Origin of the sequence: Prosthecodimorpha hirschii (assembly GCF_001305515.1) — a bacterium.
GTDB lineage: Bacteria > Pseudomonadota > Alphaproteobacteria > Rhizobiales > Ancalomicrobiaceae > Prosthecodimorpha > Prosthecodimorpha hirschii.
Map to the genome: position 1 here is coordinate 1,447,932 of NZ_LJYW01000001.1, position 22,708 is coordinate 1,470,639.

Annotated in this window: 20 protein-coding genes and 3 pseudogenes; 9 read left to right on the top strand and 14 right to left on the bottom strand. The window is 62.2% G+C overall.

The window, feature by feature from the left end; all coding sequences use genetic code 11:
- Positions 1-26 precede the first annotated feature (26 nt).
- Positions 27-1,910, top strand: a complete 1,884-nt coding sequence (locus ABB55_RS06225) for an ABC transporter ATP-binding protein/permease (protein WP_054358036.1) — start codon at positions 27-29, stop codon at positions 1,908-1,910.
- Positions 1,911-2,054: 144 nt separating this feature from the next.
- Positions 2,055-4,199: an alpha/beta hydrolase domain-containing protein gene (locus ABB55_RS06230; protein WP_054358037.1), complete on the top strand. Its 2,145-nt coding sequence runs from the start codon at positions 2,055-2,057 to the stop codon at positions 4,197-4,199.
- Positions 4,200-4,330: 131 nt separating this feature from the next.
- Here the strand turns inward: ABB55_RS06230 and ABB55_RS06235 are convergent, their stop codons facing one another.
- Together ABB55_RS06235 and ABB55_RS06240 are read right to left on the bottom strand one after the other, a co-directional pair.
- Positions 4,331-5,227, bottom strand: a complete 897-nt coding sequence (locus ABB55_RS06235; RefSeq protein WP_054358038.1) for an EamA family transporter — start codon at positions 5,225-5,227, stop codon at positions 4,331-4,333.
- Positions 5,228-6,013: 786 nt separating this feature from the next.
- Positions 6,014-6,271, bottom strand: a complete 258-nt coding sequence (locus ABB55_RS06240) for a hypothetical protein (protein ID WP_054358039.1) — start codon at positions 6,269-6,271, stop codon at positions 6,014-6,016.
- Between the two features lie 61 nt (positions 6,272-6,332).
- On the opposite strand from ABB55_RS06240, the gene ABB55_RS06245 reads away from it, so the two are divergent.
- The gene (locus ABB55_RS06245) at positions 6,333-7,265 is read left to right on the top strand and encodes a site-specific integrase (RefSeq protein WP_083463397.1); all 933 of its coding nucleotides are present in this window, start codon (positions 6,333-6,335) and stop codon (positions 7,263-7,265) included.
- Positions 7,266-7,604: 339 nt separating this feature from the next.
- On the opposite strand, the gene ABB55_RS28735 is transcribed toward ABB55_RS06245, so the two are convergent.
- Complete coding sequence (locus ABB55_RS28735) at positions 7,605-8,621, bottom strand: acyltransferase family protein (RefSeq protein ID WP_160321177.1); 1,017 nt, start codon at positions 8,619-8,621, stop codon at positions 7,605-7,607.
- A 755-nt stretch (positions 8,622-9,376) separates the two neighbouring features.
- On the opposite strand from ABB55_RS28735, the gene ABB55_RS06250 reads away from it, so the two are divergent.
- Positions 9,377-9,739 (top strand): tyrosine-type recombinase/integrase, encoded by a 363-nt coding sequence (locus ABB55_RS06250; protein ID WP_054358041.1) that lies wholly within the window; start codon positions 9,377-9,379, stop codon positions 9,737-9,739.
- Between the two features lie 94 nt (positions 9,740-9,833).
- On the opposite strand, the gene ABB55_RS28740 is transcribed toward ABB55_RS06250, so the two are convergent.
- On the bottom strand, positions 9,834-10,718 hold the full coding sequence (locus tag ABB55_RS28740) for an FkbM family methyltransferase (RefSeq protein WP_083463399.1): 885 nt from the start codon (positions 10,716-10,718) through the stop codon (positions 9,834-9,836).
- A gap of 385 nt (positions 10,719-11,103) precedes the next feature.
- Here ABB55_RS28740 and ABB55_RS30245 point away from each other — a divergent pair, with 385 nt between their 5' ends.
- Complete coding sequence (locus tag ABB55_RS30245; RefSeq protein ID WP_054358042.1) at positions 11,104-11,439, top strand: hypothetical protein; 336 nt, start codon at positions 11,104-11,106, stop codon at positions 11,437-11,439.
- Positions 11,440-11,602: 163 nt separating this feature from the next.
- On the opposite strand, the gene ABB55_RS06260 is transcribed toward ABB55_RS30245, so the two are convergent.
- The 4 genes from ABB55_RS06260 to ABB55_RS06275 all read right to left on the bottom strand — a co-directional run bounded on the left by ABB55_RS06260 (position 11,603) and on the right by ABB55_RS06275 (position 14,852).
- Complete coding sequence (locus tag ABB55_RS06260) at positions 11,603-12,529, bottom strand: glycosyltransferase family 2 protein (protein WP_054358043.1); 927 nt, start codon at positions 12,527-12,529, stop codon at positions 11,603-11,605.
- Positions 12,530-12,538: 9 nt separating this feature from the next.
- Positions 12,539-13,171, bottom strand: coding sequence for a class I SAM-dependent methyltransferase (locus tag ABB55_RS06265; protein WP_054361874.1), 633 nt, complete (start codon positions 13,169-13,171; stop codon positions 12,539-12,541).
- Positions 13,172-13,219: 48 nt separating this feature from the next.
- Positions 13,220-13,783, bottom strand: coding sequence for an LbetaH domain-containing protein (locus ABB55_RS06270; protein ID WP_054358044.1), 564 nt, complete (start codon positions 13,781-13,783; stop codon positions 13,220-13,222).
- Positions 13,784-13,886: 103 nt separating this feature from the next.
- Positions 13,887-14,852 carry an IS481 family transposase gene (locus ABB55_RS06275; protein ID WP_054358045.1) on the bottom strand — a complete coding sequence of 322 codons (966 nt, stop codon included), beginning with the start codon at positions 14,850-14,852 and terminating at the stop codon, positions 13,887-13,889.
- 86 nt (positions 14,853-14,938) lie between these two features.
- Here ABB55_RS06275 and ABB55_RS30835 point away from each other — a divergent pair.
- Positions 14,939-15,707 (top strand): annotated as a pseudogene (locus ABB55_RS30835) (transposase); the annotation flags it as partial.
- A 17-nt stretch (positions 15,708-15,724) separates the two neighbouring features.
- On the opposite strand, the gene ABB55_RS06280 reads toward ABB55_RS30835, so the two are convergent.
- Both ABB55_RS06280 and ABB55_RS06285 read right to left on the bottom strand, forming a co-directional pair.
- Positions 15,725-16,021, bottom strand: coding sequence for a hypothetical protein (locus ABB55_RS06280; RefSeq protein WP_054358046.1), 297 nt, complete (start codon positions 16,019-16,021; stop codon positions 15,725-15,727).
- Positions 16,021-16,197: pseudogene (locus ABB55_RS06285) on the bottom strand (transposase domain-containing protein); the annotation flags it as partial. The gene ABB55_RS06280 and the pseudogene ABB55_RS06285, both read right to left, overlap by 1 nt.
- Here ABB55_RS06285 and ABB55_RS06290 point away from each other — a divergent pair.
- Positions 16,192-17,112: pseudogene (locus tag ABB55_RS06290) on the top strand (IS256 family transposase); the annotation flags it as partial. The pseudogenes ABB55_RS06285 and ABB55_RS06290 overlap by 6 nt on opposite strands.
- Before the next feature lie 91 nt (positions 17,113-17,203).
- On the opposite strand, the gene tnpB reads toward ABB55_RS06290, so the two are convergent.
- Positions 17,204-17,530, bottom strand: coding sequence for an IS66 family insertion sequence element accessory protein TnpB (tnpB, locus tag ABB55_RS06295; RefSeq protein WP_083464065.1), 327 nt, complete (start codon positions 17,528-17,530; stop codon positions 17,204-17,206).
- A gap of 26 nt (positions 17,531-17,556) precedes the next feature.
- Positions 17,557-17,967: an IS66-like element accessory protein TnpA gene (gene tnpA / locus ABB55_RS06300; RefSeq protein WP_054358049.1), complete on the bottom strand. Its 411-nt coding sequence runs from the start codon at positions 17,965-17,967 to the stop codon at positions 17,557-17,559.
- Between the two features lie 22 nt (positions 17,968-17,989).
- Between tnpA and ABB55_RS31260 the strand changes: the two genes are divergently transcribed.
- Positions 17,990-18,367: an integrase core domain-containing protein gene (locus ABB55_RS31260; protein WP_083463401.1), complete on the top strand. Its 378-nt coding sequence runs from the start codon at positions 17,990-17,992 to the stop codon at positions 18,365-18,367.
- Between the two features lie 165 nt (positions 18,368-18,532).
- On the opposite strand, the gene ABB55_RS06310 is transcribed toward ABB55_RS31260, so the two are convergent.
- Positions 18,533-19,741 (bottom strand): glycosyltransferase, encoded by a 1,209-nt coding sequence (locus ABB55_RS06310; RefSeq protein ID WP_054358051.1) that lies wholly within the window; start codon positions 19,739-19,741, stop codon positions 18,533-18,535.
- A gap of 64 nt (positions 19,742-19,805) precedes the next feature.
- Positions 19,806-21,350 (bottom strand): glycoside hydrolase family protein, encoded by a 1,545-nt coding sequence (locus ABB55_RS06315; RefSeq protein ID WP_054358052.1) that lies wholly within the window; start codon positions 21,348-21,350, stop codon positions 19,806-19,808.
- Between the two features lie 370 nt (positions 21,351-21,720).
- On the opposite strand from ABB55_RS06315, the gene ABB55_RS29570 reads away from it, so the two are divergent.
- Positions 21,721-22,212 (top strand): hypothetical protein, encoded by a 492-nt coding sequence (locus ABB55_RS29570; protein ID WP_152981940.1) that lies wholly within the window; start codon positions 21,721-21,723, stop codon positions 22,210-22,212.
- The last annotated feature ends 496 nt before the right edge of the window (positions 22,213-22,708 follow it).

A 22,708-nucleotide genomic window follows, 5' to 3' on the forward strand; every position in this document is an offset into this window, starting at 1 on the left:
TTGATGGCAAGCGAAAGCGAGGCCACATGACCAGCACCGATACCGGCGTATCCGCCCCTGCCGTCGAGACCGCAGACGACAAGGCGGCCCTGCCGCCGCGCGTCGAGCGACCGATGCTCGTCCAACTCGGCGTTCTGATCCGGGACATGGTCGGCAACGGCAAGGGCGCCGCCATCCTGGTGCTGATGGCCGCCCTGGTGGCGATCCTGATCGGCAACATGGTCGGTCAGGTACGGCTGAACACCTGGAACGGCCAGTTCTTCGACGCGATCCAGAAGAAGGACCTGGCCGGCTTCTGGACCCAACTGACCGCCTTCCTGTGGATCGCCGGCCTCCTCTTGTGCCTCGTCGTCGCCCAGACCTGGCTGCAGGAGATGCTCAAGATGCGCATCCGCGCCCGCCTGAGCGCCCTGCTGCTGGATCGCTGGCTGAAGCCCCGCCACGCCTATTGGCTCGGTTTCGCCGGCGAGCGCGGCGCGGCGGCCGATCAGCGTCTGCAGGAGGACACCCGCCTGTTCGCCGATTTCACGACCGAACTCGGCGTCGGCCTGCTGCAGTCGACCCTGCTCCTGATCACCTTCACGGGCGTTCTCTGGGGGCTCTCGACCAACGTCACCTTCTCGATCGGCGGCGAGACCTGGCAGATCCCCGGCTATATGGTCTGGGTCGCCATCCTCTATGCCGGCCTCGGCTCCGGCCTGACCTGGCTGGTCGGCCGGCCGCTGATCGCCCTCAACACCGAGCGCTACGCCCGCGAGGCCGATTTCCGCTTCGCGCTGGTCCGGGTCAGCGAGAATGCCGAAGGCGTCGCGCTGCATGGCGGCGAGGCCGACGAGCGGCGCAACCTGGACGGTTCGCTCGGGCTGGTGCTGTCGTCGATGCGGCGGCTCTCGGGCGCGCTGTCGCGGCTGACCTGGATCACGTCGGGCTACGGCTGGCTCGCCATGGTGGTGCCGGTGGTCGCGGCTGCGCCCGGCTACTTCGCCGGGGACCTCAGCTTCGGCAGCCTGATGATGGTGGTCGGCGCCTTCACGCAGGTGCAGACCGCGCTGCGCTACTTCGTCGACCAGTTCCCGCGCATCGCCGATTGGCGTTCGGCCGTCTCCCGCGTCACGATCTTCCGCGACACGCTGAAGGACCTCGAGGAGGATATCGGCAGCCAGGAGACCCTGACGGTCGAGACGCATCCGGACGGCAAGCTGGTCTTCAACGATGTCGCGCTGTCGCTGATCGATGGGCGGACGGTGATCGACGAGATGACCGCCGAGATCGCGCCGGGCGAGCGCGTGCTGATCACCGGCGAGTCCGGCTCCGGCAAGAGCACGCTGTTCCGCGCCGTCGCCGGGCTTTGGCCGTGGGGGTCCGGCACCGTCCAGGTGCCGCCCGCCGAGGACCAGATGTTCATGCCGCAGCGTCCCTACATGCCGCTCGGCACCCTGCGTCAGGCGCTGTGCTACCCGAGCGGCCCGGATCGCTTCACCGACGAGGAGATCGCGGCCGCCATGGAGCGCTGCCAGCTCGGCGACTTCATCGACCGGCTCGACCAGGAGGATCGCTGGGACAAGTCCCTGTCGCTCGGTCAGCAGCAGCGCGTCGCCTTCGCGCGGGTGCTGATGCACCGGCCCAAATGGATCTTCATGGACGAGGCGACCTCCGCCCTCGACGACGACAGCCAGACCGCGATGCTGTCGCTGTTCCTGGAGGAGCTGGAGGGCACCACGCTGCTGTCGATCGCCCATCGGCCGGGTGTCGAGGAATTCCATACCCGCACGCTGCACATCGCCCGGCGCGACGGCGGCACGCGCCTATTCGGCAAGGCATCCAGACCGGTCGAGAAGCGGCACGGCCGTCGCTGGACCCGGAAGGTAGCCCGTCTTCTGAAGCGCGAACCGGCGGCCGGCCCGGCGTGATCGCGCCGGGCAGGTCTGCATCGAACACAGAACGGGCCACCACGTATACACGGCGATTGACTTTGCATTCTCACCATGGCCTGCTGTCGACCTCTGCGAGCACCACAACAAGCGGTGCCGCACCGATGTCAGGAGGAGGCATCCATGGCGGAATGGACCCGGGCGGCATTGGCCGCTCCGGCAATCGCGCTTTGCGCTGCGGCCGTCGCGCCGGGCGCGGCGGAGGCAAAAATCACCCGCATCGAGATCGCCAAGGTCGAACCGGCCTTCGGCGGCAAGAGCTTCGGCTCGGTCGGCGCCTATGAGCGGGTGACCGGCAAGGCCTATGGCGAGGTCGACCCGCTCGAACCGGGCAACGCGGTCATCCAGGATATCGGCCTGGCGCCGCGCAACGCCCGCGGCCTGGTCGAATATGTCACCGACATCGACATCCTGCGTCCGGCCGATCGCAGCAAGGGCAACGGCATCCTGCTGCTCGAAGTCCTGAACCGCGGCCGCAAGCTCGCCTTCAACTACTTCCATGTCGGCGCCGGCGGCAACGAGGCCGAACTCAACGCGCTCGCGAAGCCCGGCGATCTGCTTCTGATGCAGCAGGGCTATTCGATGGTCTGGCTGGGCTGGCAGGCCGACATGCTGCCCGGCGCCGGCCGGCTGATGCTCGACGTGCCGGTCGCGCGCCATCCGGACGGCTCGCCCGTGACCGGTGTCGTGCGCTCCGAATTCGCCCCGACCGCGCCGACCTTCGTGCAGAACCTGTCGAGCGGCTGGTTCACGACCATGACCCACCGCAGCTATCCGACGGTGGAGACCGACAACCGCAAACCGCTCGCCGACGGCTTCCTGCCCAGCCTGACCGTCCGGGCCAAGGAGCAGGAACCGCGCGTCGCGATCCCCAACACGGAATGGTCCTTCGGCGCCTGCCCCAATGGCGGCGAGGCGAAGCCGTCCGACACGCAGATCTGCCTGCCGGCCGGCTTCCAGCCCGGTCGCCTCTACGAGCTGATCTATCGCGCCAAGGACCCGCTCGTGATGGGTCTCGGCTATGCGGCGATCCGCGATTTCGGCAGCTTCGCCAAGCGCGCCGCCAAGGACGATGCCGGGACGGCAAACCCGGTCTACCGGGCCGACAACCGCGCCATCGTCATCGGCGCCTCGCAGTCCGGCCGCCTCATCCGCTCGTTCCTCTATCTCGGCTTCAACCGCGACGAAGCTGGATCCCAGGTCTTCGACGGCGCCATGCCGCATATCGGCGGCGGCCTGATGCCGCTCAACGTGCGCTTCTCGCAGCCCGGCCGCGCCTGGGGCCAGCAGGTCGACCATCTCTATCCGGCCTACGAGTTCCCCTTCTCGTATGCCCGGATGCACGACCCGATCACCGGCCGCCGGCAAGGCCTGCTCGACCGCTGCCAGGAAACCGGCACCTGCCCGAAGCTGTTCCACACCGCGACCTCGCTCGAGGTCTGGGAGGGCCGCCAGTCGCTCGGCCTGACCGACCCGATGGGCACCCGCGACGTGGCGGATCCGGCCTCGGTGCGGACCTTCATCTTCGCCTCGACCCAACACGGCGCCGCCGGACTGCCGCTGCCGACCGCCGAGCCGTTCGGACTGTGCCAGCAGCAGCCGAACCCGAACCCGCACACCTATTCCATGCGCGCGCTTTTGACCGCGCTGACCGGCTGGGTCCGCGACGGCGTGGAGCCGCCGGATTCGATCAAGCCGCGCATCGCGGACGGCACCCTGGTGGCGATCGATCAGGTCCGCTTCCCGGCCATCCCGGCCAACGCCTACGGCAACGTCAAGCGCCCCGCCGTGCGCTTCATCGGCCAGGGCAACCCGCTGCACGCGCTCGATTTCGGCCCGGACTTCCGCGCCGGCGAGCAGTCCGGGGTGATCACCCGCGAGCCGCCGACCGCCTCGCCGCGCAGCTACGGCGTGCTGGTGCCGCAGGCCGATGCGGACGGCAGCGATATCGGCGGCCTGCGCTCGATCTTCCAGCGCGTGCCGATCGGCACCTACACGGCCTGGAACCTGTTCCGCGCCGGCCGCTTCGAGGATGGCTTCTGCAATTTCAACGGCAGCTTCATCCCCTTTGCCCGCACCCGTCAGGAGCGGAACGACGCCCACGATCCGCGCCTCTCGATCGAGGAACGCTTCCCCAGCAAGGACGCCTATGTGGCCGCGATGCGCGCCGCCACCTCGGCCATGGTCGCCGAGCGGGTCCTGCTGCCGGAGGACGCCCGGGCGCTGGTCGGTCAGGCCGAAGCCGAGGGCATCCGCCTGGCACCGTGACCGGGCTGCCGCCCACCAAGAGGTTCTCAACGCTCAACGGCCGGATCGAAAGATCCGGCCGTTGCCGTTTCGGGGGATGCCTGCGGTTCGCCGGGCGCCGGCTCTGGGTCGGTTGAGGGACAGGCGCAGGCTCAGGCGTTCAAGACCACCAGGACGCCGACGACCAGGAGGGCGATGCCGAAGCCTTCGCGCGGGCTGGTGATCTGGCTCATCAGCCGGTGCGAGACGGCGAGCGAGAACAGGATCTCGACGAGGCCGAGCGTGCGCACATGGGCGACAGGTTCCAGCGCGAAGGCCGCGAACCAGCATTGCGACGCGAAGGCCCCGAGAAAGCCGGCCATGACCGAAGGCCGCCAGGCGCGGAACAGCTTGATCAGCGCGGCGCGATCCGTGGCGATCAGATAGCCGGTCAGGATCAGGGTCTGCAGGCCGAGCCCGGCGGCGAGGGTGGCCGAGGCGGCGACCAGGAAATTCGGCAGGCCGAGCGATTGGATCCCACCTTTGAAACAGACCGCGGCCAGCCCGAACAGCCCGCCCGACACCGTGCCGAGGATCGCGGGCGTCCAGTCGCGCGCCGTCCCGTCGGCCGTCGCCTTGGGCCAGCTCATGATCATGACCCCGGCGGTCGCCACCACGATGGCGCCGGCGAGCATCGGGCTCGGCACTTCCGACAGGAACAGGATCCCGAAAATGGCGACCTGGACCGGTTCCGTCTTGGTATAGGCGATCGTGACCAGGAAGGATTTCGACTTCATCGCCTGAAGCATCAGCCCGGTCGCCAGGATCTGGGCCAGCGCCCCGCCGAGCGTCCAGAGCCAGAATCCACCGGTCGGCACCGGCACCGCGGTGCCGCTCGCGGTCGAGACGATCAGCAGGAACAGGCAGCCGAACGGTAGCCCATAGAGGAAGCGGACATGGGTCGCCCCGACCGTGCCGACTTCGGCGATCAGGTCGCGCTGCAAGGCATTGCGCAACGTCTGGCCGCCCGAGGCGACGATCGTGAATAGAATCCAGAGATACGCCATCATGCCAACGGGATCCAGACCGACAGGAAGCCAACGACCATAAGGCATCGGGCCGCCGCGTCCAGTCCATGACCCGCCGGCATGCCGAGGGCCTGTCAGGTACGCCGTGCATGGGTGGAGGGCGGGGCGATGCCGTCGACCAGTTGCGCCCTCCCGCGCAGGAACCCGCCGTTCGGTCCGCGACGCCCGCCGTCACCTTCGCTCGAAGACGCGGACATCGCCTGATCCGGCCAGCACGCCGCCGCTGCTGCGGACCTCCCGGACAACGGCAGCCTTGATTTCGCGTTCACCGCCCCAAACGGCGATGGGCGCCGCTCAAAGCCGTCCGCGAAACCGATACTTCAACAGCCTCATGGTTAAACTCTGAAAGCGAAGCGCGATAATGCAGACAATCGTGCGTGCGATAGCGGCGGACGTAGCCGGGATCAGGCGGGAATTGCCGGGATTTCGCGGGATTGGTTGAGACGGCAGGCGCCTGTGCGAGTTGCGCGGGCGATCGTCTCGCGGCGCGATCGGCCGCAGCCTGATGGCTTCACTCGTGGCACCACGACATACGGCCCGGCCGATCGAGGACCCTGATGGCAGGGAGATAGCAGAGGCCTTCTGGCCGAAGCGGTTTCGAAAAATGCGTGCAGCTCGCTGCCAACGCGTTGAAATATTGGTGAAACCTTCCGACTCCGTCCTGCAGGGCAAACAGGGAAAGCTGCGGTCCGCTACGGAGAACCGTTATCGCCGGATCTCGGAAACCAAAGGGCTACCGGAAGTCCTCGGTTCAGATCGAACCGATGGTCACAGCTTGTCTTCGGAGGGCTTGATCGTCTTCAGGCGAATGCCCGGGCGATCGTCGGGACTGCCGATGAACTCGATGCCCGCGCGCTCAAGCGCCGACTTGATCGCCGCGAGCGTCGAGGTATGGCTCGGCGGGATACCGTCGAATGTCTCGAGGCGTTTGATGGTCCTCAAAGCGACGTCGGACATGTCGGCCAAGCCTTGAGCCGACAATCGCAGGGCGGCCCGAGAAGCCCGAATTTGCGCAGCGGTGATCATTGACCTCCACTCATATTGCCCATATGGTGCAATTATAAACACCATATGGGCCATTCTGTATATGCTGCACCATTCTGCACCTTCCAGCGAGACCACCAAGGACTGGATGGCAACGCTTCATCGTCTCGACGGAGCCTACTCCGAAAACACCCTGCGCAGCTACAGGGCGGACTTCCGCATTTTCGAAGCGTGGTGCCGCTCGAACGACCTTGCCGCCCTGCCGGCAGCGCCGGCGACCATCGCGGCCTTCCTCGACAGTGCGTCCCCGACCGCAGCACCCAGCACGCTGCGACGACGCCTCGTCTCGATTGCCAAGATTCACCGTTTGTTCAAGTTGCCCACCCCGACCGAGGACGAGGAGGTTCGCATCGCGCTGCGCAGAGCCGAGCGCTGTCGCCACCGTCGGCCCGCGCAGGCTCTCGGCCTGACCGCCGAGCGCCGCGACCAACTCATCGCCGCCTGCGCCGACGACCTCGCCGGGTTCCGTGACCGGGCGCTGGTCGCCATCGGCTACGACACGCTGTGCCGCCGATCCGAACTGGTCGCCCTGCGCATCGAAGACCTGAAGCGGCTGCCCGACGGAGCCATGCTCGCCATCGTCCGCCGCGCCAAGAACGATCCCTTCGGCAACGGCCGCGAGGGCTACATCTCCAAACGCAGCGCCGCACTCCTCGACGCTTGGCTGGAGGCTGCAGCCATCCACGAAGGCTGGATCTTCCGCCGCATCCTCTGGAACGGCGCCGGCCCGAGCGCCCTGCACCCCCACTCCGTTGGCCGCATCCTGAAGCAACGCGCTCTCGCCGCCGGACTGTCCCCAGCCGAGGCCGAAGCCCTCTCCGGCCACTCCATGCGCGTCGGCGCCGCCCAAGACATGATGGCCGCCGGCATGGGGCTCTTGCCGATCATGAAGTGCGGCGGGTGGAAGTCGGCGAACGTGGTGGCGAGGTATGTGCAGGAGGTGGATATTATGCGTCTGGCAGCGATGAGGCGCTAAGCTCGAGAAAGTGCAAAGCGGACACGAGAACTGCCGCGTACGCTCCGAACCGATCGCGGTTCCGTCGTCTCATATCAGACGCCGACAGCCGTCTGGAGGGCGGCGGCGAGAGTGGGTAGGTCTTTTCGAGGTGCCTGTATGGTTCAAACAGCGAGATGGTCTGCACGCCGGAATCCAAATCCCGTGAATGGCACGAGGCGGGACCGACCCTTTGCCAATGGACCTCTCCAGTGTGTAAAAGCCAGCTCCCATCTGCTGCGCACGAGATCGACCTCCAACGCCCCCCGACAGTTATTAATGCCCAAATTTTCGGATGATGTCGATTTCTTGTAGTTTTTCTCATGGATAAATTTGATTCTTCATCCAACGTATAAGATATTTTTCAAATATAATATAAAAAACTATACCGAATGCAACAGACACAATCACCACTAATGCAAAAACTATCTCAACTGATACCACTTTATTTATCGCTAGTGGCGAAAATATCTTTGCAGCAGCTGAAACAGCCAGGAAATGGACCAGATATATAGAGTACGAAGCGTCTCCAAGCCAAGTTAGCACGTGGTGCGCATTCATGATCGCTAGTCGCTCCGCCTGAACCATCCCAACAAGAATGAGCGTGCTGGCAATGCCATAGAGCAGCGTCCCGAGCGCATATGTCCCTCCAAAAAGGAAGAGTTCTCCGAACCAAGCGAAGACGAAAAGCGCAACGCCAGCCACGAACGTCATGATTGCGCCGATCCTACCCATAGCCTTGTATCGACAGCGGAACGCGGCCAATACACCGAACAGAAAAAGTGCATTATAGGGCGATATAACAACTGAAATAGTATTCTTCTGATCGGGAAAGATGAAGACAAAAGGCACGATAACCCAGATCAACATGCCGATAGCGCCGAACAGCGGCCTCCAAATCGCCACGGCATAGAGTATATAGAATAGAACTTCGTGGCGCAACGTCCACTCAACAGCGAGCAAAGGCTCCTCAACATGTATCGGAAAGGCCGTAATTGCCAATATCCATTCCACAAAAGTGGGATGACTTTTCCCCAGCGCCACGGAGAGCGATGCAGACAGGGCAAGTGCTATCCAGAGTGGCGGAAAGATCCGCGAAAAGCGCCTCAGTAAAAATTTTCCTATAGCCCTCGGCTTGCCCAGGTCACCCCAGTGCGTCGTGGCTATAATGAAGCCGCTTAGTACAAAGAAAAAGTTCACTCCGAAATGCATAGCTTCGGCGAACGGAAAGACCGCGATTCCTAGATATTTTTCAAGGCGAAGGACCACCTCCGTATGAAAAATGACAACGGATATAGCCGCAATAGCACGACCAGCCTGTACAGTTTTCAGAATCATTGATTCCTCATAGCGCATTGCAGAGATACCAAAACATCCCTATCAATTTCGGAAGATACGAATTCATCCGGAGCCATACGAAAACATTCGAATCACTCGCTATTTAAATGAGACGACGGAGTACCGAAGTCATGAGGCCTGCACTTTTTTGACGCACAAGTATACGAAGTGGCCGGGGATACGTTCTCTTTAAGCGACGAATTCGTTCCATGCTTTTCTCGGACGTCGATTAAAGCTTGCTACTCGTGGAAGACTCGGTTGGAGAGGAGGCGCTCCTACACGCCTAGCCAAATGCATTCGACTTGGTTGAGTCCCGGCGGTTAGACCACTAAGGACTGGTCGGCGTCACTCTGCCGCCTCGACGGAGCCTACTCCGAAAACACACTGCGCAGCTACAAGGCGGACTTCTGCATTTTCGAAGCGTGGTGCCGCTCGAACGACTTCGTTGCCCTGCCGGCAGCGCCCGCGACCATTGCCGCCTTCCTCGACAGTGCGTCCCCGACAGCTGCGCCCAGCACGCTGCGACGCCGCCTCGTCTCGATTGCCAAGATTCACCGTTTGTTCAAGTTACCCACTCCGACCGAGGACGAGGATGTTCGCATCGCACTGCGCAGGGCCGAGCGCTGTCGCCACCGTCGACCAGCGCAAGCCTTCGGCCTGACCGCCGAGTTGCGGGACCGGCTCATTGCAGCCTGTCCCGACGACCTCGCCGGGTTCCGTGACCGCGCGCTGATCGCCATCGGCTACGACACGCTGTGCCGTCGATCCGAACTGATCGCCCTGCGCATCGAAGACTCGACGCCTGGCTGGACGCTGCAGCCGTCCACGAAGGCTGGATCTTCCGCCGCATCCTCTGGAACGGCGCCGGCCCGAGCGCCCTGCACCCCCACTCCGTCGGCCGCATCCTGAAGCAGCGCGCCCTCGCCGCCGGACTGTCCCCAGCCGAGGCCGAAGCCCTCTCCGGCCACTCCATGCGCGTCGGCGCCGCCCAAGACATGATGGCCGCCGGCATGGGGCTCTTGCCGATCATGAAGTGCGGCGGGTGGAAGTCGGCGAACGTGGTGGCGAGGTATGTGCAGGAGGTGGATATCGTGCGTCTGGCAGCGATGAGGCGCTGATTTCGAATACGCATGGAGCGCACTTGCCAAGCCCGGGTGCGCTCCGAACCGACCGTGGATTGATAGCTACACGCACAGTGATGGAGCAACTCTCTCAAATGGTTCTATTTACAAGTGAAAACATGTCGGCATTCCTCACTCTATCTTCAACAAGCCGAATATCGCGTATAAATATCGTATTTGAATTCGATTTATCATATGAACATATCTCTCTCTTTACGGGATCATAAGAAATTGGATAAAATCCATGAGGTGATACTGCGTCGTATATTTGTTTATCGGCCACCCCGTATCTTGCGCCAGATCCATTAGTCTCTATGATTATGGCAATTAATTTATCGTTGCTCAGTGTCCCACTTGCACCATTTAGAACGCGCAACTCATGTCCTTCGACATCGATCTTCATCAACGTTGGGCTACGTTCTTTCAAAAGACAATCAAGTGGTGCAACCGGTATTTCTATAAAGGAACCGTGCACTTCTTCGTCGGCCAGGACATGGTTCATTGGGCCAAGATCTTTTGAGAATTTTAGCAATGATTCTTGATCTGAAACGCCCCCAGCCCAAACCTCTACGAGACTACTTAAATCATTGAAGCGAATGTTTCTTTTTAGCTTTTCCACAGTCTCCGGGATAGGTTCAACAGAAAAGCAATATGCCCCTATGGCGCCAGCCGCAAGTATTGTATAACTGCCAATATTCGCACCAATATCTACAAATAACTCTTCCCTTCTAAGAATGTGAAGTGCAAATCCCATGTATTCTTCTTCGTGGAGGCCACAATACCAATTTCCCGTAGCGCCAGACATCCCGCGCTCAGCAACCAAGCTAGTGCCATTTATATAGGGGAGCGCGATTGGACAATTCATCAGTCGTGATGACATTTGCCAAATCAAGAATCTCTTGACAGCCTCAATTTTATTTTCTTTGTTAAGTGGATGCTTTAATATAAATTTCATCAATCTATATATATTAAGCATCTGAAACTCCGGGTTGTCATTTTTAACGGTGCGGCGCGGCTGCGCCGAGTGAGCAACATTAGATCGGATTGCGCAGCCGAGCACAAACTATGTTATCTGCCCTCATCTCCGACCGATATTTGCCCAATTGTATATTCCAATTGAGTAGATGACCTCGGGATCGTCGAAGAGCCCGCGCCAGCCGACGCAGGCGGCGTCGATCACGATGGAGACGGCGTTGGAGATCGAAGGCAACCCCGCCGAGGACGAGGATGTTCGTATCGCACTCCGCAGAGTCGATCGCCGTCGCCACAGCCAGCCCGCGTAGGCACGCGGCCCGACCCCCGAGCGCCGCGACCGTACACTGATCGCCATCGGCTACGACACGCTGTGCCGCCGATCCGAATTGGTCGCCCTGCGCATCGAAGACCTGAAGCGGCTCCCCGATGGCGCCATGCTCGCCATCGTCCGCCGCGCCAAGAACGATCCCTTCGGCGACGGCCGCGAGGGCTACGTCTCAAAGCGCAGCGCCGCACTCCTCGATGCCTGGCTGGCAGCCGCGGATATCCGCGACGGCTGCATCTTCCGCCGCATCCTCTGGAACGGCGCCGGCCCGAGCGCCCTGCCCCCCACTCCGTCGGCCGCATCCTCAAGCATCGCGCCCTCGCCGCCGGACTGTCCCCCGCCGAGGCCGAAGCCCTCTCCGGCCACTCCATGCGCGCCGGCGCCGCCCAGGATATGATGGCCGCCGTCATGGGCCTGTTGCCGATCATGAAGTGCGGCGGGTGGAAGTCGGCAAACGTTGTGGCGCGGTATGTACAGGAGGTGGACATCATGCGGATTTCGACCGCGAGACGATGAGGAAGCGCCGGCTTCTTTGCGCAGGGGAACCCGTTAAGTATATTCTAGGTAGATGCCAATGCAATCTTGTGACCGGTGGCTCGCTCCAGTGCTTCAGCGCGCTCCCTTGTTGTCTGGCACTCTCTCAAGGCAAACTCATACTCAACAACCTTGGCATTGACCAAGAAACGATACCAGTAACCCTGCAGGAAATGGTAGATTAGCCCTGAGCGGCCATCCAGAAATCCCAGTTGGAAAATATATCTGTAGACGAAATAGCCCAGTGGTCCGACCCAGAACGGCAATCGATTGTAGATTCGCTCCTTCACGAAGCGTTTCATCGACGCCTGGAACGAGGCAGATTCCATCGACAGATCCTCGTCCCGGGCGAAGAGCCCATATTTCTGGTTGAGGATGTCGATCGCCTCACGGGTCGCATACTTGTTATGCTTGTCGGTGAAGAAGGTCAGATCGTTGAGATTGTGATCGGCGAAACCGCCTTGGAATGTGACGATGCGTCCTCCCCAGACGATCATGTGCTCGTCCATCCACCGCTGCTCGATCCGTCCCTGGCCCCGTCGCCAGATTCGCAACAGGATCAGTGGATATCGCCCGCCGTGACGAACCCATCGGCCCATAAAGATGTGTTTTCGCGCCAGATTGACGCCGGCAACATCGGCGCCCAGAGTCGGCAGCTTCGTCTCGATCTCAGCGATGAGATCAGGTTCGATCACCTCGTCGGCGTCGAGCCGCATCACCCACGACGCAGTGATCGGCGCATTCGCCAGCCCCCACTCGAACTGCTTGGCGTAGTTGACGAACTTGTTCTTCAAGACTACCGCGCCTGCGCTGTTCGCGAGTTCCACGGTGCGATCGGTGGAGAAGCTGTCAATCACAAAGACTTCCCGGGCGATCGGGCGGATCGCTTCAAGGCAGCGCAGAATATGCCGCTCCTCGTTATGTGTGAGAATGACGACGGAGAGATCGAGCATTGCTTGTCTTTACCTCTTCGCGACGGCGATCATCGACTTCGCCAACGGCGGAATCCGCCCAACCCTGTGGAATTGAATCTCGGAGAATCCAGCCTCGCGCAGTAACTTTGTCAACGTCGCGATAGACCAAAATTTGATGTGACCGTGATCCCACAACGCAGTGAAATGTTTATCCAACTTACCAGTCACGGCCATGGCTAAATTCTTGAAGTACCCATGGTACGGCGTACTGATGATCACGATTCCCTCTTCCTTCACTAGTGAATAAAGGTTGGCAGCATACTTACGCGGATCGTAGAGATGCTCGACGACCTCCAAACTCATGACGACGTCGAAAGTTCCGTGAAGGGATGACAAGTCATCATAGGCCGATCCTTGAAGGATCTCTATATCCGGATACATCTCATTCGCCAAACGGACCCCCTCGACCGAAGCATCGAGCCCGATGCAGGTATAGCCACGCAGCGACATCAACTTCGTCACCGAGCCATTGCCACAGCCAACGTCGATCAAAGTTCGACCTTTGCTCGCTTTCTCGAAATCGTCTAGTACTCTCTCGACTTGTGGTAACAAATATACATGAGAATCGTTGAGTTTCGAATCGGCGTATCGGTAGCCGGAGATCGACGCGAGTTCGTTCATGAATAGGTGCTCCGCAAAGAGTTGGAATTCTGTGGTTTTGATCATCCGTTACGATTGGCGGCGGCGACCACGAACCTTACGGGCCGGATTGCCGACGTTCACGGACCAGGGATCGAGATCGCGAAAAGTAACCCCGCGCGCGCCAAGTACCGCCCCTTCCCCGATCGTCACACCCGGCCCTACAAAGGCTTCCGCCGCCACCCAAGCGCGCGTTCCGATGGTAATCGGCCGCGCGATAAGCTGGAAGTGCGGGTCCTCGATGTCATGAGTTCCGGCGCAGAGGTGGGCGCCCTGCGAGGCCAACGCATAGGGCGCAAAGGTGATCTTTGCCATCGAGTAAACTTTCACCCCTGGTCCGATGCAGGCGTGCTCACCCATCTCAATATTGGCTGGGGACCAGATGTCGGCACTGGGATAGATAGCCCCGTAGCGCCCAGTTTTGCCCCCAAACATGCGAACGAGGAACATCCGCCAGCGATGCATCGGCGCCGGCGTCCATGAGGCCAAAAGCGTCCAGGTGACCAGCCACGCCAGCCGATATAGCCGGTTGCGGAGTGTGAAGCTGGCCCCACCCGACCAGGTGTCTGTTTCATTCGCGTCGAGGATATCCATCTAAATTCTCTTTGAAATTGACGTGAGCTGCCCTGGGTTTATTGGAGGCTCGATTGGCCTGCTGCCGGTTTGCTGTGATCCCCGAAATTCGATCCAATTGAGGCTAGGTGTTTAGTCCCGGCATTTGATGGATCGGATCGAGGATGAATCGTTCTGACTCGTCAGTCCAGCGTTTGCATATGAACTCGTATGGCGTGAGGCCTCTGAGGGTCTTTAGTCTGCGACCGAAGTTGTAGGCGGCGACGAAGTCAGTGAGATGCGCTTCGAACTGGCGATGATCGTCGTAGTGGAAGCGCTTGACAGTTGCCTCCTTGATGGTGCGGTTCATCCGTTCGACCTGCCCATTGGTCCAGGGATGCTTCACTTTGGTCAGGCGGTGTTCGATGCCATTCTCGCGACAACGCATGTTGAATATGTGGGTCATGTAGCGCGCTGTTGGTCCGTCGGCGTAGCGCGGTGGGAACGTGAACTGGATGCCGTTGTCGGTCAGAACGGTATGGATCCGATAGGGCATCGCCTGAATCAGGGCCATGAGGAAGGCGGACGCCGAGGTTCGCCCGGTCTTTCTGACGACTTGCACGAAGGCAAATTTGCTCGTGCGATCAATGGCCACGTAAAGGTACAGCTTGCCCTCAGCGGTCTGCACCTCGGCGATATCGATATGGAAAAAGCCGATCGGGTAGGATTTGAACCGCCTCTTCGGCTCCTTGTCTCCCCCCACCTCCGGCAGCCGGCTGATGCCATGGCGCTGCAGGCAGCGGTGCAGGGACGAGCGCGTCAGGTGCGGGATCGTCGCCTGAAGAGCGTAGAGGCAATCGTCGAGCGGCAGGAGGGTATGCCGGCGGAAGGCGACAATCACTGCTTCCTCATCGATCGAAAGAACCGTCGATGTTGGCGCCCTCGGGCCAGTTGGCAGGTCCGTGACCGAGGTCCGCTTCTTCCACTTGGCGACAGTCTTCTGGTTGATACCGTAACGCTTTGCCAGCGTCCTCAGGCTCTCTTGACTATGCTGTATCGCTCGACGGACCGCCGCTGTTGTCGCGGCGCTCCCGTGGTGAACCTGGCCCATAGCGCATCCTTCCAGCTCTGCGAAAAGACTGCACCATCAAAGCCCGGGATCAAACACCTAGTCCGTCTCATTGAGAGGACCGGACCGTGAAGCGATCGAGGTTCACGGAAGGGCAGATCATCGGCGTGTTGCGCGAGCAGAAGGTGGCGCGAAGACGTCTGACGTCTACCGTCGGCATGGCATCAGTTCAGCGACGTTCTACGCTTGGACGGCCAAGTTCGTCGGCGTGTACGTCTCGGAGGTGAAGAAACCGAAGTCGATCGAGGACGAGAATGCGAAGTTGAACGAATTCTCGCCGACGCGATACTCGACAACTCCGTCCTGAAAGACCTGTCGGAAAAAAAATGGTGACGCCCGCCGCCGTTCGGGAAGCCGTCACCCATGTGCTGTGCGAGCACTACGTGAGCGAGCGGCGGGCGTTTTCCATCGTCAGCGCCGACCGATCGACCATCCGTTGTCTCTCTCGGCGGACCGACGATGCTCTTCTGCGTGGTCGTGGGAACTGTCGTCGAAACGGCGACGGTTCGGCTATCGGCGCCTCTATATTCCGCTACGGCAGGAGAGTCACGTCGTGAAACACAAGCGGACCCAACGGCTCTACCCTGGGGAAGGGCTGTCAGTTCGCCGGCGCCACTGCCGCAAGCGGGCCATCGGAGCCCGTGCGCCGATGGTCGTCGAAGCGCGCCCAACTCCCGTTGGTCGCTCGACTTCGTTCACGACCAGATGGCATTCGGACAGCGGTTTCACGTGCTCAACGTCATCGACGACGTGACCAAGCAGTGCCTCGCGGCGATTCCTGACACGTCGATCTCGGGCAAGCGGGTCGCCCGTGAACTGAAGACACTCGTCGCCAGGGGGTAACCGCCCGACTGTCACCGCAGCTGCTTGGTCTTGACCCTGGCGGCGATCTCCGGATCGGATACGAAGTCGTTTAGGAACTCCGTCCATGTTCGGTCCGACCGCCTGGCGCTTTCGAGCATGTCCTTGATCTCGTCGATGCCGTCGGTCGTCAGGGCGAGGATCGCCTCGTCGGTATCGGTGTGGACGGTGATGATCGCGCCGTAGGTCAGGTTGTCGTCGTTGGCGATAATGGCTTCGACGAGTTCGGGGTCTTCGCCGAGTAGTCCGGCGACATAGCTGACTGTGAAGACCTGGGTGATCGTCGCCATCAGGCTGCCGCGGCGCGGTCGCGAACCGCGGGAGCCCAGTTCCAGGGCAGGAGTTCGTCGAGACGGTTGATCTTGTGGTCGTGAATGCGGTCGAGTACGTCGGCCAGGTAGGCCTGGAGGTCTATGCCGTTCATCTTGGCGGTCTCGATGATCGTCATGGCGCGGGCGAGCGTCTCTCGGGTTTCGACGAGAAGATCATCTCGATGTATGCGCGCGGCATGAGCACGCGCGAGATCGTCAGGCATGTGCAGGAGCTCTACGGCATCGACGTGTCGCCGGACCTGATCTCGGCGGTGACGGACGCCGTCATCGAGGAGATCGCGGCCTGGCAGAGCCGACCGCTGGAGCCGGTCTATGTCATTGTCTTTTTTGATGCTCTTCGCGTGAAGATCCGCGACGAAGGTCATGTTCGGAACAAAGCGGTGCACGTTGCGCTCGGGGTTCGCGGCGACAGGTCCAAGGAAATCCTTGGGCTGTGGATCGAGACCAACGAAGGGGCGAAATTCTGGCTGCGCGTCATGAACGACCTGAAGAACCGCGGCGTCGAGGACATCCTGATCGCCGTCGTCGACGGCCTGAAAGGTTTTCCCGACGCGATCAACGCCGTCTTCCCGGAAACGACGGTGTAGACCTGCATCGTCCATCTGATGCGCAATTCGCTGGATTTTGCCTCCTGGAAGGACCGCAAGGAGCTGGCGGGCGGGTTGAAGGCGATCTACGCCGCCCTCGACGACACGGCGGCCGAGGCGGCGCTGACGGCCTTCGAGGCCGGCCCCTGGGGCCGGAAATACCCGGCCATCGGCCAGATCTGGCGGCGCGCCTGGTCCGAAGTCATCCCGTTCTTCGCCTTCCCGAAAGACGTACGGCGGATCATCTATAAGACGAATGCCATCGAGGCGTTGAATTCCAAGCTGCGCCGGGCGGTCCGCGCCAGGGGCCACTTCCCAACCGATGAAGCTGCCATGAAGCTCTTGTTCCTGGTCTTGAACCGCTCAGAGAAGGAGTGGAAGATGCCGCCAAGGGAATGGGCCATGGCCAAGAGCCAATTCGCCATTCTCTTCGCGGATCGCTTCCAGGCCGCGAGGGCGTAAGAAATGTTCAACCCCACGCCCGCACACGAAATTCCTGACACTCCCCAGTAACTTGCCAGAGATCTGGCTGCACCGGAGCCCATCTCGGCGCTCAAGCTGGCGCCGTCGGCTGCCGCTCGGAACGAGCCTGATGAACCCGCTTCCAGTCGAGCCCCTCCAAGAGGGCGGCCAGTTCGCCGGCGCTCAGCCGCATGACGCCGTCGCGGATCGACGGCCAGTGGAACCGGCCCGTCTCCAGGCTCTTGGCGTAGAGCACCATGCCGGTGCCGTCCCACCAGATCAGCTTCACGCGGTCGGCCCGCTTCGCACGGAAGACATAGACCGTCCCCGAGAACGGATCGGCGCCCATGGCCTCCCGCACCAACGCGGCCAGACCTTCCGCGCCCTTGCGGAAGTCCACCGGCCGCGTCGCCACCATCACCCGGACCGACCCGATCGGCCCGATCACGACGAGGCCTTCAGGGCGCGCAGCACCGCCGTCACTGTCCGCGCATCCGCGCCGCGCCCGACCCGCACCGTGACGCCGGCGATCTCCACCTCGATTGTCCCGGCGCCGCTCGCGTCGCGCCTGGCTCGCGGCCGTCGGACAGGAGCTGGATCGGCACTCGCCGGCACGAAGGAGGGAGCGGTTGCCGGTTCGACGTCCCTTACGAGCCCAGCCCGCAACGTCCGCCGCCAGGTAAACAGCTGCTGAGGCGTCAATCCATACCGACGGGCAACGCCGCAGACCGTGTCGGCCCCGGAGTAGCTCTCCGCCACAATCGCGGCCTTCTCCTCCACCGTCCACGTCCGCCGTCGACCCGCGCCGGTGAAGATCTCGAAGCGGCGGACGGGACCACGGTCGTCCTTGGACACGTGCTTACGCTCTTAAATCGACATGTGTCGAAGCCCTCCAGGCTCCGAACTTCCGACGATCCTCGAACAAAATGGTAGATGGGGCCGGGATGACGCTTACCATCAAATCCTGGGACTAAACACCAGCTTTGCGTTCACGAGTGCGCTGACGGCGGTCGGTATCTCGATCAGTATGGACGGCAAGGGTGCCGGGCGGAACAATATTTTTATCGAACGGTTCTGGCGGTCCCTCAAATATGAGGAGGTCTATCTGAAGGCCTACGACATTGTCACGAAAGCAAGATCGTCGATCTCGAAGTACATCAACTTGTACAATTCCGGACGCCAGCATTTGCGCCTTGACGGGCGCACACCCGACGAGGTCTATTTTGGCGATCGGCAGACGACCCGGGCAGCGTGATAGACGCCCGCGATTTTGCCGCCGCTCTGGTCGCGCTACCCTCACACGACACCGCGACAAAAACCGCCAGGCCCCGCACCCTGCACCCCGGCTGGAGATCCGCTCAAATTCCGCGGGGCGCAGTCCAATCCAGCAGGGCCACTTCACTTGCGACCCGGGCATTCATCAAAGTTCTCTCCGCGCAACCTCCTGCAGGACAAGATTCAGGGCTTGCGCGGCGTTCCGAATCTCAAAATGCTCCAAAAATCCCGCACGCCCCCGCTCGCCCATCTCTACCCGCGCCGCCGGCGTCAGAACGAGGAATCGGCGGAGCAGTCGTGTAACCCCGTCCACGGTGTCCGGCTCAATGAGCCCGCCGCCGCAAGCGTCGACTTCGCGCCAGATATTGACCTTGTCGGAGATCAGGACAGGCCGTCGGCACGCCATCGCCTCGGCCACCACAACACCGAAGTTCTCCTGGTGCGACGGCAGGACGAACGCTACGGCACCATGATACGCGCCCCACTTTGCCGCGCCCTGCACCATCCCGGGCCAATGTACGCGGTCGGCGATCCCCAGCGCCTGAGTCTGGCGTCGTAACGCCGTCTGGTAACCCTCGGCCGCCGGTCCCGCCATCACCAGATCGAGGTCTTGCTCGGCGCAGATGGCCGCGAAGGCGTCCAATAAAAGGTCGCAGCCCTTCTTCGGGTGGATGCGACTGAGGTAGAGCAGATATGGGCGCGTCACGCCCGGCACCCGGGCCCGAAACGCCGCCGAGGCCGAGTCCAGATCTGTTGCGTCGGACGTCGCCAGCGGGTCGGACGTGCCATAGCCGACAACCGCGTCGCGTACCCTATAGGGCAAGAACGCGCCGCGCGCGCGGATCCTCTCCTCCTCGGTGGTGAATAAGACCCGAGCTGCGTGGCGCAGCAGGACGCCTTCGTTGAACAGCCAGAACAGTTGTTTCAATGCTCCCTTGAGCGGATAGGTGCGCTTGAACCAAGGATCAAGCATGCCATGCGTGAAGACGGCGTAAGGAACACCCGAGCGCGGCAATATCAGGCGAGCGCCCATGGTGGCATAGTTCCATAGGCCGTTGACCACGACGACATCGTACTCCGCTACGTGGTTCATCAGCCAGCGCGCGAAGCCAGGTTGATAGCCATAGCGTCGCCAGGGCAGCCAGCGCTTCCACCGCCGCGTGGCCGCCATGGGCTCTCCACAGGCGAAGAGAGGAAAGGGAAAGTCGGCCACCCAAGGCGCATCAGGAGGATCGAGCGACACGATGTGCTCTACGATCCCCGCCGTAGCGTGTACGGTGGCCTGCTGGCGGATGCCCTCGATTGGGCCGCCACCGGCCGGGTGAACGCTTGCGATGATCTGGAGGCGCTTCATGACCTACCGATGCTGATTGCGGAGGACGGGGGCGCCGCTACGGCGTCCCACGAACGCCGCCAGCCTAGCGTGGGGCGTTCGGAACTTCGAGGTTCAAGGCAGAAGGGGCGCGATCGGCACGGAACGATCGGAGTTCATAGGCCTGAAAGGTGAGCGGAAATCCCCCGTCTGATAGCGGGATCGTCACGCCCGAGCCGAGAGCCTCGACGGAGTCTACATTGGCGGCGCGGACCACTCGGCTGGCCGTCTTCGCCGAGACATTCACGACGTAGAAGTACCGATCGTGCCGCCAAAGCACGACAGAGTCGGCCCTGATGTCGACCCGCTCGAAGGGCACCCGTGGCAGCGTCGCGAACTCCTTCGTAAAAGTTCTGAGTCCATCGTCCACGAAAACATATCCATTGCCACCGTCACCGACGCTATGGACGTCATGAAGCCCTACCATCTCGGCGTATCGGGCGAGCTTGAGTCGGCCGGGCGGCTCGGACGCCGACGTGATCCACGGCTCCCGTTTCGTGGAAGGCCAGCCAATCTGTTCATTGTGCATGAATAGTGGAAAGGGAACTCCCATATACTGCATTGTAATGAGGGTTCGCGGGCGTTGGCCGGCCGGAACGAAGGCAGCAAACGCGCCGGACGCGCCCGCTGCCGTCCGCATGGCCAGGCGCTCGACCGGATCCAGTTGCTTCGAGCCGTAGGCCAAGCGTCCCTCCACCAATTCCAGGCCAGGAAGATCGCGCAGCAGCCAGGGATCGAGCCCCAGTTCGCGCAGGCGCTGGCGGTCGAGCGCCGGGTCGCGGTCGCGGGTCATCGCCGAAAAGTGCAGCGAGACGACGAGGTCTGGCCGCGCCGCACGAACGGTTGCGACGATGTCGGCCAGCACGTCGCGCAACTGGCGGCAGCGCCAGTCGACCCACGCCTCGCGCGGCACGCCGGTCAGGAAGGTGTGTCGGGCCACGGCGGCGTCGGGCGTGTCCGACTGGAGGTCGAACGCCGTCGGCGGCACGACGGCCGTGTCCCCCAGGAAGCGCCGCACCGTCGCGGCGTCATAGCCCCAATCGAGTGACACGAGATTGTTGAACGCCGGGTTCGCCCATTCCGACACGCGCAGGGTAATGCCGACGAAGGTCGAAGACTCGCGGTACCGCATCGCCAGATCGCCGATGACCTGACGGTACCAGCGACGGACATCCGGATCGAGTGCGTTGTAGTAGGGCGGGCGCCGGACCGATCCATCGCGCGCGAGAAGGTTGGGTTGCCGCGTCCCGGACGTCAGTAGCCGCCGCGCGAACGCCACCGGGTCGCGTGGCGCCCACAACAGTTCGTCGGCCCGCGGATGGAATTCGGGCGAGACCTTGAGGCCGTAGCGTTTGGCGCCGAGCAAGAACCCGGCGAGCACATCGGAGCGCTGTTCGCCGAAGGCCAAGTTGTAGGTCGAGGGATAGAGCGGCTCGCCATAGACCAGCACCGTCGGCCAGATCGTGGTCGCCCCCATCTGGCGCGCCAGGCGGAGATAGCGGTCGGTTGCGAGGTGGACGAGGTCGGGACGATCCCGAGCGACCCCGGCGAATTGGCGGAAGGTGGCCCCCTCCTCGTACCAGGCTACCATCTCGCGGCCGTTCGGCGGTCGTGCCACCGGCGCAGCATCGATGGGGTCGATGGCTTAGAGGCGGATACGGGCCACCGCTGCTTTCATGCCGTCGTACTTTGAAGACTAGCACGCGCGCGTCGGACGTTTGCGGCCAGAAAATGGCCGTCCTCTGCTGCATCTGCCCGGACAGCGGCCAGAGCACGCCGGTCTCGCTTCCCGCCGCCGTGGAATAGGACGTCTCACCGAGATCCCGGACAGAGGTCAGAAACACGCGCGGCGCGTTGTCCGGAAAGGTGACGTCCAATTCGTAGGCGCGGTGCGGCACGAGCCCGCTCAGCCGATAGGCGAACCATCCCGGCGGGACGGACTTATCCGCTCGCATCAGGAATTGCCGGACGCCGCGGTCACTGCTCTCGCGATACGCGCCGGCTGCGCCTTGCGTCACAGCGGTCGGGCCGGAGGCGAAGTCGGGCGCGCGCACGGCGGCATCGATCTCAACGGCCAACGGGCCCCGTCGGAATTCGGGTTCGACCGGCCGCGTATCAAAAACGCTGTAGCGATAGGTTTGCGCGAGCCGGGCGTCGGCGCGGCCGCCGGGCATCACGACGGTTGCGGTCAGGTGGCCGGGCTGGTCGCCGGGCACCGGGATGTCCAGGTCCAGGGGAACCGGCTCCGCGCTTACCGGTACCGCCACCTCACGATCATCTACGAACACACCGTTGAGGCGGAATCGAACGACGAGCGTCGTCGGCCGGTCGGTCGCGGCAGCGAGGACGCGGATCGGGGCACAGCGCCCAATGGCGGCGACCGGATGCTCCTCTTGGTTCGTGATACGGAACGCGCCGGTTTGTACTGCTACCATCGCGACGAGTCGGATTGAACTGATTTGAGGCATGCCGGTCTAGAAATTGTGGACTACACGCGATCGCTGCAGGCCTGCCGCTAAGAACACCCAATCGTCGGGACGTAGCGCGCCCGAGGTCGCCATACGCTCGACAGGTGGCAGCGGCGCGTCGAGCGACATTTCGACGCGGCCGAAATTGGGCTTGCCTATTAGTGCCAGCCTTCGCCAGCCTGCCGTGAGAAAGTCAAAGGCGAACTCGAATCAGCCCGATTGAAGCGGCGGAAAATCAAGGAGGCCGTGCGTGGGCTCCAGTGGTCGCATCGTCCCGGGATCTGCCGCTAGCTAGTAGGCCAAGGGGCATTCCGGGTCGATGTCGATGGCCGGCACCAGCAGTGCAAACGCCGCCCCAACCTCAATTGCAAGGCCGGCCGCCAAAAGCGCGATGACCACCACGCTGCGCCCGGCTCCACGCGAAGCATTGATACACGCATTTAAGGAAGCTTGGTTCACACACGTGAGCCTATCTCCTCCC

Coding starts and splice junctions, on each gene's coding strand:
- ABB55_RS06240 (WP_054358039.1), bottom strand. CDS start 6,271: ATGATCACCGCTGCGCAAATTCGGGCTTCTCGGGCCGCCCTGCGATTG.
- ABB55_RS06270 (WP_054358044.1), bottom strand. CDS start 13,783: ATGGATATCCTCGACGCGAATGAAACAGACACCTGGTCGGGTGGGGCC.
- ABB55_RS06315 (WP_054358052.1), bottom strand. CDS start 21,350: ATGGTAGCCTGGTACGAGGAGGGGGCCACCTTCCGCCAATTCGCCGGG.
- ABB55_RS06245 (WP_083463397.1), top strand. CDS start 6,333: ATGCTGCACCATTCTGCACCTTCCAGCGAGACCACCAAGGACTGGATG.
- ABB55_RS06275 (WP_054358045.1), bottom strand. CDS start 14,852: ATGGGCCAGGTTCACCACGGGAGCGCCGCGACAACAGCGGCGGTCCGT.
- ABB55_RS06265 (WP_054361874.1), bottom strand. CDS start 13,171: ATGAACGAACTCGCGTCGATCTCCGGCTACCGATACGCCGATTCGAAA.
- tnpB (WP_083464065.1), bottom strand. CDS start 17,530: ATGGTGGCGACGCGGCCGGTGGACTTCCGCAAGGGCGCGGAAGGTCTG.
- ABB55_RS31260 (WP_083463401.1), top strand. CDS start 17,990: ATGTGTCGAAGCCCTCCAGGCTCCGAACTTCCGACGATCCTCGAACAA.
- ABB55_RS06280 (WP_054358046.1), bottom strand. CDS start 16,021: ATGGCGACGATCACCCAGGTCTTCACAGTCAGCTATGTCGCCGGACTA.
- ABB55_RS06230 (WP_054358037.1), top strand. CDS start 2,055: ATGGCGGAATGGACCCGGGCGGCATTGGCCGCTCCGGCAATCGCGCTT.
- ABB55_RS06235 (WP_054358038.1), bottom strand. CDS start 5,227: ATGATGGCGTATCTCTGGATTCTATTCACGATCGTCGCCTCGGGCGGC.
- ABB55_RS06260 (WP_054358043.1), bottom strand. CDS start 12,529: ATGCTCGATCTCTCCGTCGTCATTCTCACACATAACGAGGAGCGGCAT.
- ABB55_RS28735 (WP_160321177.1), bottom strand. CDS start 8,621: ATGATTCTGAAAACTGTACAGGCTGGTCGTGCTATTGCGGCTATATCC.
- ABB55_RS06225 (WP_054358036.1), top strand. CDS start 27: ATGACCAGCACCGATACCGGCGTATCCGCCCCTGCCGTCGAGACCGCA.
- ABB55_RS06310 (WP_054358051.1), bottom strand. CDS start 19,741: ATGAAGCGCCTCCAGATCATCGCAAGCGTTCACCCGGCCGGTGGCGGC.
- ABB55_RS28740 (WP_083463399.1), bottom strand. CDS start 10,718: ATGCTTAATATATATAGATTGATGAAATTTATATTAAAGCATCCACTT.